Source organism: Sulfurimonas sp. (genome assembly GCF_041563495.1).
Lineage (GTDB): Bacteria > Campylobacterota > Campylobacteria > Campylobacterales > Sulfurimonadaceae > Sulfurimonas.
Genome location: NZ_JBFFMZ010000011.1, coordinates 22141 through 36204, shown reverse-complemented (window position 1 = coordinate 36204; position 14064 = coordinate 22141). Strand labels below are relative to the sequence as shown.

Below are 14064 nucleotides of genomic sequence, written 5' to 3'. Positions count from 1 at the left end.
TATATCTAATTGAGTCGACCTGTGTCAAGTTAGTTTAGTCATTCATCATTAGAAGACAATTTATATCTAAATTAGTTAATTTATCATATAATCTAAAAAAATCTTAGGAATGTCATTATGCCAAGTATTTTAGAAGCTATTACAAATCGGTCGTCAAAGAGAGCATATCTTCCAAAACCTGTACCTAAAGAGATTCAAGAAAAAATCCTAAATGCGGCTGCTATGACACCAAGCGGGGCAAATATGCAGCCTTGGGTTGTATATGCCATCAGCGATAAAGATGTTCTTCAAAACATTGGAGATGCCATAATTGAGAAAATGAATTCCGGAGTAGAACACGACCAGTTTATACAATACTACCCTTTAAAATGGAAAAACCCTTATAAAAAACGTCGCATCGAAACCGGTGTCGGACTCTATACCCTAATGGAAGTAGATAGAAAAGACGTAGAAAAAAGAAGACAGATGTGGCATGATAATTTTAGATGGTTCGGAGCTTCAACTGTATTTTTTGTATTTACAGATAAGGATCTCATAGACAATGCTCAAGGTGCGCTAATAGATTGCGGAGCATATATGCAAAGTCTTATGCTGAGTGCCAAAGAGTTTGGACTAGACACTTGTCCGCAAGGTTCGACTACCGAGTATGGAAAAGTTGTTGCAGATGTTTTAAATATTCCAGAGAACCTCGCACTGTTATACAGCGTAGTTATAGGTTATGCAGATGAGAATGCAAAAATAAACTCATATCAGCCTTCAAGAGTACCCTTAGAAGATAATATAATTTTTATTTAAAACCTTTTTGCTCATACCTTATTAGCATACTCTCATTTCCGCTTACACCGCCGCTGTGAATATATAGTACTTCCTCATCAGTTTGAGCCAAAAGAGCTTCCCACATGCCCGGTGCATATAATAAATCAAATTCAATTCCGCTTGCCAAAAGTTTTTTATAAATCTCTAAAAACTCCGGATACGGTTTTGCAAAATGGTGCTTTTTTGAAGGCTGCAGTATGACTAAATTATCCGGTATCTTATGAAGAGCCTGCATCTGCTCTTTTAGATATTTTACATCTCCTACACATGGTGTTGTATAAACTTTAAACTCAGGAAGCGACAGAGCCAAAAAAAGGGCTGTTGTTCCTGTACCGGACGGTGTTGCTAAAGATTTGACATTGACGTTTGCTTGTGTAATCTCTTGTGCCAGAACTTCCAACCCTTTTTGTGCCTCTTCAACTGCCCCGCCCTGATCTATTATAAATGTTTGGGTGTCTATCGTTAATGACAGTGAAGATATAAAATCTCTATATAAAGCTTCCTCTATTTCTATATGCTTCATTCCCAGATTTATGGAGTGATAATAATTTCCTACGTTAGAAGTTTTCTGCGTAATACTTAGAGGTTTTGTGTAATATTCAAACTTCCATCCTTTTCTTTTGCACATAGCTGCGATTGCAAGCATAGCATTGGACTGAGTTCCGCCGTAAGAGATTATTTTACTGAGTTTATTTGATGGTGTTTTTAAAAGAGTGTATAGTTTTCTGTACTTGTTTCCTGCTAAAAAAGGATCTATGAGATCATCTCTTTTAACATAAAAGTCTCTCCCCTCTAATCTAATCTTAGAGATAGGAGAGTTAATCATATTTTATTGTTCGATTTTTGCTTTGTTTTTAAGTTCTAACATTTTACCTTGCATTACAACTTTAAATTTTTCCATTTTAAGTCTTTGTTCGATAAAAGATTTAACTTCCGTAAATGCCAAAGTTTTTTTAGCTTTTTTATCTTCTAAATAAATGACATGGTAACCAAATTGTGTTTTAACCGGCTCTGATACTTCTCCAACTTTCATACTGAATACTTTATCATTAAATTCAGGTACCATTTGACCTTTAGCAAAATATCCTAAATCTCCACCTTTTGGTCCGCTAGGTCCAGTTGATTTTGATTTTGCCAGCTCAATAAACTTGTTTTTAAGTGCATCACCCTTTAAAGATTTTAAATCTTTTAAAATACTCTTAGCCTCATCTTCCGTTTTAACTAGAATATGACGAGCGTGAACACTGGCCTTTTCGTTAAACTCTTCTTTATTTTTGTCATAATAATTTTTTAGCTCTTTGTTTGAAACTTTCACTTTATCAAGTTGTTGTTTTTGCCAAACTTGAATAGCTAGTTCTTTTTTAACTCTCTCTTGTACTTTTACAAATTCATCTTTAAACTCTTTAGTCTTTAATACGCCTGTATCTTTTGCATCGCCAAAGACCAACTCTTTTGCTATTAGCTGCTCTAACACTTGTTTTCTAAACTCTGCTTGTTTATCGGCCGGAACTTGATTGAATCTGCCTTGTGTTGCATTCATAAGTGCAGTATCAACATCTTGCTGAGTGATTTTTGTCCCATTTACGGTAATCAACGTCGCAGCACTTACTAACGTACTCGTCAATAGAAATGTAGCAACGATTTTAGTCATTTTCATCATATATATTCCTTTATAGTTAAAAAATTTTAGTGGCTTTATACTAACCATTATTAAACAGATACACTTTTGAGGTATTTATTTAGTATATTTTCCAATTTTTCACGTGTAAGAGGCTTAGATATGTAATCATCCAGACCTTCATTTAACAACATTTCTTTGTCACCTTGCATTGCCATTGCGGTCAGAGCGACTATAGGTGTTTTACCGTTCAGGTCTATCTGTTCTTTTATCTCTTTTGTGGCAATGATTCCGTTTTTTTCAGGCATATCTATATCCATAAAGACAATATCATACTTGTTTTTTTCACACATACTTACTGCTTCATTTCCATTTAATGCCGTTGAGACTGAAATATTATACTCTTGAAGAAGTATTTGAATCAATCTTTGATTTATCAAATTATCTTCAACGACCAATGCATATGTGTTATTTCTCAAGACATCTTTTTTTTCTCTTTTTATCTCCAATTTATTCTTATATATTTCATTTAACTGTCTTGCAACAGAACTTGGAAGCAGAGGTTTTCTAAACACACCATCGACAATATGAGTAAGTTTTGTTTGAAGTTTTTCATTCTCATCAAGCAAAAGTATCACAGGTGCTTTTTTAGCATATGTTCCAAGTTTTAGCATCCATGACGAATCTTTTTGATCCGCTACAATATAAAGTGTCTCAATCCCGCTGTAAACATCCTCATCTAAAATATTTGATTTTACAACATCTATGGCAAAAGAGCGAAGATATATAGTCAGAAAATTCGCTTCGTCAACTCTAGCTGGATCAAGAAGTAGAATTTTGACTCTTTTTTTAGGCATCATCTTATACGATTGACCTTTTGAAGCTTTAAAATTAAGCGTAAAATTAAAATAACTTCCATAACCTTCCTCACTATGAATCTTGAGTTCAGAGCCAAGTAAACTTACTAAACCATGAGAAAGGCTCAACCCTACACCAAGTCTCTCATCCGCTTGACTGCCTGCAATAAACGGCTCAGTAATAAGTGCTATTTGCTCATTTGCTATTCCTCTGCCGTTATCTTTTACACTAAAACTTATACTGCAATCTCCATTAGGCTGTCTTTTTAACAATTTTACCTCAACAACTATTCTGCCGCCTCTTGGAGTAAATTTTATGGCATTTTGAATAAGTGAGTTCATTACCTGTTTGATTTTTCTAAAATCTGCATTCAACTCACTCGGAAGCTTTGGATCTATAAAAGAGAGAACACTGACACCCTTATCTCTTCCTACTATACAGTAGTTATAAGCTATTTTTTCCATCTCAGCAGAAATAGAAAAGACAGAAGGATTAAGCTTTAATCTTCCACCTTGCATTTGAGAGAGATCTAAAAGTGACTCTATATTTGACATAAGGTTTTTAGAAGAACGGCTAATCATCTGCAAATATTCTGCCTGTTGTGCATCTAGATTTGTTTCTTGCAGCAGTTCGACAAATCCCAGTATTCCATTCATAGGTGTTCTAAATTCATGACCGATATTTGACAAAAATTTTGATTTTAGTTTTTCAACCTCTTTAATCTTTAACTCTGCTAAGTGGAGTTTTGTAATATCTTCTAACTCTAAGATATAAAAACCTTTTGCTCTAGGCACTGTATGGCACTTGGCATTTATTGTCAGCATCACATCATCAATCGTTGAAACAGAAATGTGATAACCATCACGTTTATATTTTTTTATATAATCGAGCCAACTTCTATCATCCTCTGTAAATATCTCTTCGCTTTCATTTAGAAAAAGTTCTCTTACACTCTCATACCTATGACGGAATTCTTCTATATTTTTAAAACCGAAAGTTCTGAAAAAAAGCTTGTTTGCCCCAATCCATCCATCTTTTTTTGTAAAAAACAGCATCATCGAACTGTTTGAATCTACAATATCCCAAATTAATTCTTTTGTAAAATAATCACCATAATAGTACTTTTCTTCCATCTCTTCTTGCGGTTTTTTGAAAAACGAAAATATGCCCATCCTGCGCACCTTTAAAATAATTGTTTTGATTATATCATATAAGTTGCTAAAATACCGTCCATGAAAAAAGCAACAAAAAAAGAGATTTTAGAAATCCATAAACGCTTTATTGAGAGATACAGCGATGCTGTAACGGAGCTGGAATACAAGAACGCTTATGAGCTGGTAGTCGCTGTTGCGCTATCGGCACAATGCACTGATAAAAGAGTAAATATGCTTACACCTGAGCTATTTACCAAATATCCAAGTCCCAAAGAACTGGCAGTTGCGGATATAGATGAAGTAAAAGCACTAATTAACAGTTGTTCATTTTTCAACAACAAGGCTAAAAACATTATAGCAATGGCCAAAAGAGTAGTTGAAGTCTATGATGGTGAAATACCTATGAGTGAAAAAGAGCTGATAACACTTGCAGGTGTAGGACAAAAGACGGCAAATGTCGTGATGATAGAATACACGGGAGCTAACCTTATGGCTGTTGACACGCATGTGTTTAGAGTTTCTCACAGACTTGGACTAAGTGATGACAAAACTGCCATAAAAACAGAAGCAACGCTTGTAAAAAAATTTAAAAACGACCTTCACGCTCTGCATCAGGGAATGGTTCTTTTTGGCAGATATGTTTGTACTGCCAAAAACCCAAAGTGTGATGAGTGTTTTTTAACAGAATTTTGCAAAACTAAAGAGACTTTCAAAGTTTAGGCATAAAAAATGCTTGAATAAGATTATGATAAAAACTATACTACTTATTCTAAGCATTATCTCAACTACACTTGTACTCAGCGGATGTGTGAATAAACACGGAATATCAGCAAAATACTACAGCGACTGCAAAGAGTACTACGACCTGCAAGGCTACTACCATAAAGAGTGCGGTCAGGACGATATAATCACTTACAAAGAGATAGGTGAAGCCGGTGGAAAAATTGTAGATGTTTGGACAGGTAAAAAAGAAAAACCAAAAGGCAATGTCTGGTAAAGGAAGTGCCATTTGTTGCTAGAAATTAAAATTACAAAATAGTTCAAGGCAGTTTATTGAAGATTGGCTGTAGCCAATTGAAATAAACTAATGCAGAAATATGAAGTAAGTTTACTTTATAGCTATGAATGTGGCGAAATTTGCCCAGCGAAAGACTACCTCACAGTGTGAAAAACCACAATTTTTAGCCATCTTAATATTCTCATCTTCACTGTATGGAACCAGAACATTTTCCAGAGCTTCTCTTTTTTGCATTATCTCATATTCTGAGTAGCCCTGCTCTTTTTTAAAATCATAGTAGCATTCTATAAGGTCTTTATTTAGTTTTGAGTGATGACTTATAACCTTTTCACTGAAGATAAAGACACCATCTTTTTTTAGTGACGCGTTTATCTTTTTAACCAGTTCTTCTCTAACAAGCGGACGAATGAACTGCAAAGTATAGTTGCTTATAAAAACATCCGCTTCTTTATAATCATATTCAAGTATGTCAGCATTTTGTAACTCTATATCAGCACCAAATGCAACACATTTTTTTCTGGCTTGTTCCAGCATGGCTTCTGAGTTGTCTAAGCCTACAAGTCTTGCATCACAGCTGAGTTTTCTGCTGATATTAATAAGAAGAGATGCTGTCGATGAGCCTAGGTCATAAAGAACAGATTCCTCTTTAAGATGTTTTAATGCAAAAAATTCCGTAATCTTCTGCGACTCTTTATAAAAGGGCACACTTCTCTCAAGCATATCGTCAAATACTGCAGCGACCTCTTCATCAAACTCAAATTGTTTTTTTATTGGTTTTGTAAAAACTTTATCATTCATAATCGTATTTTAGCTAAAATGTTGCCAATTAATAAATAAGTAATGAGAGAATACACAATGACTACTTCTACATGGATGCTGATATTTTTTGTTCTGCTCTTCATAATAAGCGTCTGGAAAATTTATGCCTTTTTACCAAATAAACCGTTGGCAGATGATGACACAACAAAAGAATCACAGGAAGAACTTTTAAAAGTAATACTAAAGGTAATAAAAGAGAATAAAGGAGAGTTAAGTCATAGCGAGCTTTTTGAAAAGGTAAAGAGTGACGAAAATTTTGATGGGAAAAGATTTTGGAGATTTAACCAAAACAGGCTAAACCAACTTATAAATTATTATCATTTAGAAAATTCTCATACAAGCTGTATAAAAGATATATATCACGATTTAAAGGCCTAAAAGCCTTCAAATCTTAGTTTCTGTTTAGTGCGTTTAAGTCAGCGAAGGCTTCCTCTACACGAGCAACCAGAGTCTCTTGTCCTGCTCTTAACCACTTTCTAGGGTCATAATATTTCTTATTTGGTTTATCCTCACCTTCAGGGTTACCGATTTGACCTTGTAGGTAAGCATTGTATTTTTCAATATATTCTTTTGTCCCGACCCAGGTAGCCCACTGAGTATCAGTATCTATATTCATTTTAATAACACCATAACTGATTGCTTCACTTATTTCACTTGGAAGTGAACCAGAACCACCGTGAAATACGAAGTTTACAGGCTTAGCTTCTGTATTGAATTTTTCTTGAATATATTTTTGAGAATTATCCAATATTTTAGGTGTAAGCATTACATTACCCGGCTTATAAACGCCATGTACATTTCCAAATGAAGCAGCGATTGTAAAATCTGGAGATACTTTACTTAACTCCTCATATGCATAAGCGACTTCTTCTGGCTGAGTATATAAAAGAGCATTATCGATGTTAGTATTGTCAACACCGTCTTCTTCTCCGCCTGTTACCCCGAGTTCTATCTCTATGCTCATGCCTATTTTACTCATGCGCTCTAAATATGCTTTACATATTGAGATATTTTCTTCCAACGGTTCTTCTGAAAGGTCTAACATATGTGAAGAATAAAGTGCTTTACCCGTGTGAGCAAAATGCTTCTCACCTGCTTCTAAAAGCGCATCTATCCAAGGAAGTAGTTTTTTAGCCGCGTGGTCTGTGTGAAGTATTACAGCAACCCCGTAAGCCTCTGCCATCATGTGAACATGTTTAGCACCGGATACTGCACCGATAATTGCAGCTTTTTCATTCTCGTTACTTAAACCTTTACCTGCATAATATGAAGCTCCGCCATTACTAAACTGAATAATTACAGGAGATTTCACTTTTGCTGCAGCTTCCAACACTGCATTTATAGAATCAGTTGATACAACATTAACTGCAGGAATAGCAAAACCAACCTCCTTTGCCATGTTGTAAACTTTTTGTACATCATCTCCAAAAAGGACACCCGGTTTTACAATATCTAATATGCCTTTGCTCATTACTCTTCCTATATTTTTTATTATATTCGTGATTATATTACAAGCTTTATTTGAAATAACTTTTTTATAAACTTTTTATGTTAAAATGGTTAAAAAACATAGAGTTTGCATGACTAGAAAAAAAAATAGTGAGTGGACAACTGATATTGTCCTCATTGATATCATCAATTTTTCTAAACTTGAAGTAAAATATCAATTGGAGATTATCAACTTCTTGACTAAGACATATACAAACATGATAGAGAAGATGTTAGAAAGCTCAAAGATGCCCTTGAGTAGTTTGATACTAGGATATATCTCGACAGGTGACGGTTTTTACTGCATATTAAACCCTAAGCTAAAAGGTTACGGAACCATTTTAGGACTTAGTTTTAACTATATGTCAGAATATATTTCTAAAAAATATTCATATTTTCAAGGTATTAGGATTGCTGTTCATACAGGCAAAATATATGAGTTTATAGATATATTGGGACATAAAAACTACATAGGGGACGGTTTAAATGATTGTGCCAGATATTTGGAGATAAAAGATTATACAATATCTACAATAATGGTTTCAGATACCGCATATGAAAGTTTAAAAGTTTTTTTAGATAGATACAAAAACTTTAATTCACTTTTAATAGAAAGAGAGTTTAAATATTCATCACCCTATATTTTTGAAGATAAACACGGTAATAAAAAAGAAGGTCGCCTTGTGTGGCTACGAAAGGCTGGTATAATAAACCCGCCAAATACAAATTTTAATTCTATGCTTATAAGGACATAATATGAGACTAACAATAGACGAATACTCAAAACAGTTTAAAATGTCAAAAGAGATGATCAGCTCAAAACTAAAATCAAAAAAACTAGACTATATAATTGAAGATTCCATAACATACATAATGGTAAAAGAGAATCCTATTGACACTGATATAAAAAAGGAAGCGGTTACTGAGAAAAAAGCAATACTCAAACCAAAGACAACAGTTGCAACTGTCATAGCTTTATACCAAAGAGAAAATACACAGCTCAAAGAAAAGATCATGCAGCTCGAGTTGAAAATAGATAAACTAATAGGTGATAAAGAGCAGATGCTCCGTGATGAACGTGATAAAATTGAGCAACTCTATAGTAAAAAAGATGAGCAGTTAAAAAATATACTGGAACTTGTAAACACAAAGATGATGCTAGAACATCAAGGGCAGACTATACACGAAGTAGAAACAATAGAAGAAGATAAACAAAAAAATGTTCCAGAACCAGGAATAGTAGAACTAAAAGATTATCTTAAGACATTGAATTTAAAATCATATCAAAGAAAAGTTATTAAAAGAAGATTTTTATCTGTTTATGACAATGATATAAGAGTCCTGCACAAAGACGGCAAATTATATTTAGATTTTTCAAAATATGATTACAGTGACTTACTTTCATATTAATTAAAGAGGCTTATTATAGTGGCTGAAATTCAAGACACAACCATTAAAACTAAAAATATTAAAAATGCAATGATTAACTTTGCATCTGACAACTTTACACCTTTAAATGAGTGTGACTTCACTATTTTAAATACAGTGACTTACGTAAAAACAAATTCAGACGATGAATTTATACAGTTTAATGAAAAACTCAATGAACATTATAAAAATGAAAACGATATTATAAACAGACATGTAGAATTTCAACAAATATACACTATATTGGCGGTTAAGCCTGTAAATGTAGAGATTAAACTCAACTACTCCTTGGAAATGGATGAATTTGAATGTAATCCAAAATTGATATTACATCCTGATTCACACATACTTTACAAAACACATAAGCCGATAGAAACATACAAACTTCTACTTCGGGAGGTAAATAAGATAAAAGCCAAAAATGGGATTCTAATAGACTTATTTGATGAAAAAATGATCAAGAGCCTAAAAGCTTTTACAAAACATCTCTATGAAGGCAAGTTCAAAAAAAAGATTAGAATTCCACTTTTTGAAGGAATAGAACCCAAAATAACCAGAGCCGGAAAATTAATACTATGGTTTAAACACAAAGAGTCTCAACATAAGCATCAGATTACGGAAGTTGAAAAAGATGAAATTTTAGTAGAGTATAAAAAACCTGTTTACGGAAAAAGCGGCTTTAACTCTCATGGAAAGCAATTAGACAAAGACTATGCTCATAATGCTGATGATCTTCAAACACAAATAGATACAGACAGCATCTATATAGAAGAGAATGATGACAAAAAACTCTACAAAAGTAAAGTCAAGGGCTTTGTCAACTTTAGTAAAACTAAACTCAGTGTCAACAATAAACTAAAAGTAGCCAAGATATCGAGAGTAGAAGACTCTTTGGCAAAAGAACAAAACAACAATATAGAAGTGCACATCTCTCAAAATGATACCACTAAAGACAGTATCGGTGAAGGAGTTGAGTTAAAGAGTGAGACAATACATGTCAACGGTCATATTGGTGCAAACAGCATCTTAGAAGCTGTAAACATGCAAATAGATGGAGCGACACATCAAGATTCTGCACAATTTGCAAGAATAGCAAAAATAAACAGACACAAAGGTACACTCAGATGCCACAATGCAAAAATAGCACTTCTTGAAGGTGGTACCGTTCACGCTACAAATGTAGAAATTGAAGCTTGTCTTGGCGGAGTTGTATATGCTCAAAATGCAAAAATCGGACATGTAAAGAGCAACCTGAAAGTTTACGCCAGTGAATCTATTAGCATAAGGCTTGTAAGCGGTGAAGATAATCTCTTTAAAATCAACTATAAAGATATCCCTGTTTTGAACTCTAAAATAGATTTTATAAAAGAAGATATGGAAGATTTAAAATTTTCTCTTGAAGAAGCACAGAGACACAATAAATCCGAAGTAGAAAATATAAAAAATGAGCTAAAAAAATTAAAAAATCTAGTAGATGACATCAAGAGTTCTGTTTTTAGAGCAACAATAAGCATAGAAAAACCGCTCAAAGGTTTAAACAACATAGTATTCACACTTGATAATGATAATGAAATCATTTACAAGACAGATGCACAAAGCTATGAGCCATTCCACCTAAAAATATCTGAAGATAAAATAACTCTGCTACCTGTAAATAAATCAATCTCTCTCTAATCGTAAAAATTAAATATTAAATAATTTTTTTTCAACTTCTTATTTTTAGTGATATTTTTATATATTTAATACACGGTATTCCGTATTTAATATAAAATAATTATATCTAAAAAGTATATTTTAAATATATAAAACAAACTAATTGGTGCTATTAAGTATATAAATATCTTAATTTCTAATATTAAATGTATATTTAAGTATTAAATCCGTATACTTCTCCTTATGCAAATTGATGATCTGTTTAATATTCTTCATAACTCGTTAGAGTCTCAAAACAATGGAAAAAAAATATCCCTTAAAGATATGGCTAATTCTCTTGGGATCTCTATGCGTACATATCAGGACTGGAAACTAGCTAGAGCTAAACCTCAAGCTGCTTCTGTGGTAATGAAAATGTTGGGTAAATTAGATGATGATGAGATTATTAGAGCTGTAAGAAAAATCAACAGACTTGAAGAGGTATAGTAAATGAGCGCACTGACTAAACAAGAAAGAGATGGTTTAGAAGATATATTTTTATCTATTAGCACAGACAATACTAAATATGAAAAAATGAAAGAATTTTCATCTTTACTAATGTCTAAGAATATTAGTTTAAACACTTCTAAGTTCTTGAAAATGGCTAAAATAGGACTTAAAGAGTCAAAATTATCGCAATTTATCACACTTTTCATCAAAAAGAAGAAAAATTTAAGCAAATAAATTATAAAGTATCCGTAGCTGAATTATTTTAGCACAAGGCTGTCTGGTGCTTATGCTGAATAATCTCGGAAATCTTTATGAATCTAAGGGTAAATATATGAACAAAGCTCAATTCGTTGAATTAGTACAAGCAAGTGGTGAGTACAAAACTAAAGTTGAAGCAGAAGCTGCAATTAAAGCATTTACAGAAGCTGTAACGGCAGCTCTAGTAAAAAAAGAAGATGTTTCTTTAGTTGGTTTTGGTAGTTTTTCTGCAAACCTTCAAAAAGGCAAAAGTGGTAAAGTTCCAGGTACAAGTAAAACTTATACTACTCAGGACAAGATGGTTCCTAAATTTAAAGCTGGTAAAGGTCTTAAAGACCGCGTTGCTGCTGGCAAATAATCTCAAAAATCCATTGCATTTTAAGGCAATGGATTTTTTCTTTTTATGAATATATTTTCATTCTTCTCAATTTTCAGAAAAAAACCAAAAACTCTAAGTCTTCCAGATTCATTATTAATCAAAAAATTAAAAGAAGTTTGTAAAAAAAACTCCTTTAGCATCTACGAAAATATAACTATATATCATCATACTCAAAACTTTTTTATTCCTCTTTTAATCTTAAATCCCAACAGAGGAATCTGCTTATTTGAATATAAAGAGTGGTCATATGATGATTTAAAAAATTCAACAATATCAAAAGCAACAAATCAGGACTCCAGTGAAAAAAGTCTTGCTTTTGAAAAAACACATGAATTTATAAAACAAAAGTTTAATGAGCTTACGCACAATGACGGAGTACCAATATATAACTACCTTTTGATGGAAAATTTAAATAGTGATGAATACCAACATTTAAATGATTCTATAAAAGAGTTACTCCCTTATCAAAAAATTATGTTTAATGACTCTTTAGAATCAGAAATATTACAAAAACTAAAAAATTTGCCGCTGCCTACATCAAGAATGCCTGATGAAGTTCATATAATGGGGAACTTACTTGTTCAGTATCTTATCTTTTCAAAAGATGGGAGCATGAATCTAGCCACTGACGAACAGATTGAGTTTATTGAATCTACTACTGATGGAGTTGAGACTTTAAGCGGTAGTGCACATTCGGGTAAGACCAACTCAATTATTTTAAAAGCCATTTTAGAGACTCTGCGAAATCCTGAAATAGATATTGTTATTATTGAGCCTACAACTCTGTCTTGCGATATTTTAAAACAGAAATTACTTGATATCATAGAATACGCTATTATTGAAGTTGATTTCAGTTCTATTGAGATAATAACCCCTATTGAGCTGGTGAACAGGCACCTGAACAAGTTAAAAAAACCACCATTAGAAGTTGTTCTAAATATTGATGAAAAGCTTATGCGCAAAAGTTTTGATATCGCTGACCTAATTATTTGTGATAATGCCAACCTACTCCCTATTGAGTTTATAGATTATTTAAAGCATATACAAAAAAAATCTTCTCTCATTTTAGTTAATGAGTATGGCGATGAAGATGCGACCTACAGATTTGAAAAAAGTTTTAAACCAAAAAAATTAAAAATTATTTTCAAACAAGCAAATCAGCATGCAAAAGCACTGCAGATTATTTCTAATTTGCTCAAAGAAAACTCTTCTCAAGATATTTTAGTCGTAAGTGACAATATAAGTAAAAGACAATTACATGATGACTTAGAATTTTTTATTAAGGATAAGACCGTTTTATTAGATAGTTCCAATAATTTACTATCTCAAGATTTAGACAATTTACTGCTATGTTCATACTCACAAATCAGTTCGATGAACTCAAAATTTGTCATATTAATGGACATTGCAGACACTTCACTAAACGAAATAGAACATGCAATAAATCTGGCTGAAGAAAAAGCTTATGTTCTTTATGAAGAAGAATCCAAAAATATAAAAACATTAAAGGAAAAATATGATTAAAACACTACTCACACTTTTATTATTTATCTCTGTTAATTTAGAGGCTAACGATAAAAATCCCCATGTGCTACTAGAGACTACGCAGGGAAATATAGAACTTGTACTCTTTTCAGAAGTAGCCCCGCTTGCAGTGGAGAACTTCACTACACATGTAAAAAAAGGTTACTATAACGGTGTTGCTTTTCACAGAATCATAAAAGACTTTATGATTCAAGGCGGTGATCCGACTGAGAGCGGCAGAGGCGGCAATAGCATCTGGAACAAAGATTTTAAAGATGAGTTTAAAGGCAAAACTTTTGATAAAGCAGGCATTTTGGCAATGGCTAACAGAGGACCTCACACGAATGGAAGCCAATTTTTCATTACTACCAATAAAACTCCCTGGCTTAACGGCAGACATACTATTTTTGGTGAAGCTACAAAAGATTCGATGATAACGATTATGAAGCTTAACAATGTAGCTACATTTGGCAGAAGCGGTGCGGACAGACCTCAAGAGAGACAAGAAATAATAAAAGCATATATTAAAAACTAGGATATCAACCATACAAACCAAACTGCT

17 protein-coding genes are annotated in these 14064 nt (G+C 32.9%); 12 read left to right on the top strand and 5 right to left on the bottom strand.

Annotated elements, in window-relative coordinates; genetic code table 11:
• Positions 1-117 precede the first annotated feature (117 nt).
• Positions 118-795, top strand: a complete 678-nt coding sequence (locus tag ABYK18_RS10460; protein WP_373036620.1) for a nitroreductase — start codon at positions 118-120, stop codon at positions 793-795.
• On the opposite strand, the gene ABYK18_RS10455 is transcribed toward ABYK18_RS10460, so the two are convergent.
• The 3 genes from ABYK18_RS10455 to ABYK18_RS10445 are packed head-to-tail and all read right to left on the bottom strand — an operon-like array spanning position 788 to position 4464.
• Complete coding sequence (locus ABYK18_RS10455; protein ID WP_373036619.1) at positions 788-1642, bottom strand: 1-aminocyclopropane-1-carboxylate deaminase; 855 nt, start codon at positions 1640-1642, stop codon at positions 788-790. The genes ABYK18_RS10460 and ABYK18_RS10455 overlap by 8 nt on opposite strands.
• 3 nt (positions 1643-1645) lie before the next feature.
• Positions 1646-2476 carry a peptidylprolyl isomerase gene (locus tag ABYK18_RS10450; RefSeq protein ID WP_373036618.1) on the bottom strand — a complete coding sequence of 277 codons (831 nt, stop codon included), beginning with the start codon at positions 2474-2476 and terminating at the stop codon, positions 1646-1648.
• Positions 2477-2526: 50 nt separating this feature from the next.
• Entirely contained in the window at positions 2527-4464 is a 1938-nt protein-coding gene (locus ABYK18_RS10445; protein ID WP_373036617.1) for a response regulator, read from the bottom strand.
• Positions 4465-4524: 60 nt separating this feature from the next.
• Here ABYK18_RS10445 and nth point away from each other — a divergent pair, with 60 nt between their 5' ends.
• Positions 4525-5166, top strand: coding sequence for an endonuclease III (nth, locus tag ABYK18_RS10440; protein ID WP_373036616.1), 642 nt, complete (start codon positions 4525-4527; stop codon positions 5164-5166).
• A 25-nt stretch (positions 5167-5191) separates the two neighbouring features.
• Entirely contained in the window at positions 5192-5443 is a 252-nt protein-coding gene (locus ABYK18_RS10435; protein WP_373036615.1) for a hypothetical protein, read from the top strand.
• A 111-nt stretch (positions 5444-5554) separates the two neighbouring features.
• On the opposite strand, the gene cmoA is transcribed toward ABYK18_RS10435, so the two are convergent.
• Positions 5555-6262, bottom strand: coding sequence for a carboxy-S-adenosyl-L-methionine synthase CmoA (gene cmoA, locus ABYK18_RS10430; protein ID WP_373036614.1), 708 nt, complete (start codon positions 6260-6262; stop codon positions 5555-5557).
• 42 nt (positions 6263-6304) lie between these two features.
• On the opposite strand from cmoA, the gene ABYK18_RS10425 reads away from it, so the two are divergent.
• Complete coding sequence (locus ABYK18_RS10425; protein ID WP_373036613.1) at positions 6305-6661, top strand: hypothetical protein; 357 nt, start codon at positions 6305-6307, stop codon at positions 6659-6661.
• 13 nt (positions 6662-6674) lie between these two features.
• Here the strand turns inward: ABYK18_RS10425 and fbaA are convergent, their stop codons facing one another.
• Complete coding sequence (fbaA, locus tag ABYK18_RS10420) at positions 6675-7754, bottom strand: class II fructose-bisphosphate aldolase (protein WP_373036612.1); 1080 nt, start codon at positions 7752-7754, stop codon at positions 6675-6677.
• A 109-nt stretch (positions 7755-7863) separates the two neighbouring features.
• On the opposite strand from fbaA, the gene ABYK18_RS10415 reads away from it, so the two are divergent.
• The 8 genes from ABYK18_RS10415 to ABYK18_RS10380 all read left to right on the top strand — a co-directional run bounded on the left by ABYK18_RS10415 (position 7864) and on the right by ABYK18_RS10380 (position 14037).
• Positions 7864-8526: a hypothetical protein gene (locus ABYK18_RS10415; protein WP_373036611.1), complete on the top strand. Its 663-nt coding sequence runs from the start codon at positions 7864-7866 to the stop codon at positions 8524-8526.
• Between the two features lies 1 nt (position 8527).
• Entirely contained in the window at positions 8528-9181 is a 654-nt protein-coding gene (locus ABYK18_RS10410) for a hypothetical protein (protein ID WP_373036610.1), read from the top strand.
• A gap of 18 nt (positions 9182-9199) precedes the next feature.
• Positions 9200-10873, top strand: a complete 1674-nt coding sequence (locus ABYK18_RS10405) for a flagellar assembly protein A (RefSeq protein WP_373036609.1) — start codon at positions 9200-9202, stop codon at positions 10871-10873.
• 222 nt (positions 10874-11095) lie between these two features.
• Entirely contained in the window at positions 11096-11338 is a 243-nt protein-coding gene (locus tag ABYK18_RS10400) for an XRE family transcriptional regulator (protein WP_373036607.1), read from the top strand.
• A 3-nt stretch (positions 11339-11341) separates the two neighbouring features.
• Positions 11342-11575, top strand: a complete 234-nt coding sequence (locus ABYK18_RS10395) for a hypothetical protein (RefSeq protein WP_373036606.1) — start codon at positions 11342-11344, stop codon at positions 11573-11575.
• Positions 11576-11672: 97 nt separating this feature from the next.
• The gene (locus ABYK18_RS10390) at positions 11673-11957 is read left to right on the top strand and encodes an HU family DNA-binding protein (protein WP_373036605.1); all 285 of its coding nucleotides are present in this window, start codon (positions 11673-11675) and stop codon (positions 11955-11957) included.
• 45 nt (positions 11958-12002) lie between these two features.
• Positions 12003-13502: a hypothetical protein gene (locus tag ABYK18_RS10385; protein ID WP_373036604.1), complete on the top strand. Its 1500-nt coding sequence runs from the start codon at positions 12003-12005 to the stop codon at positions 13500-13502.
• Positions 13495-14037, top strand: coding sequence for a peptidylprolyl isomerase (locus ABYK18_RS10380; RefSeq protein WP_373036603.1), 543 nt, complete (start codon positions 13495-13497; stop codon positions 14035-14037). The genes ABYK18_RS10385 and ABYK18_RS10380 overlap by 8 nt, the downstream gene beginning before the upstream one ends.
• Positions 14038-14064 lie beyond the last annotated feature (27 nt).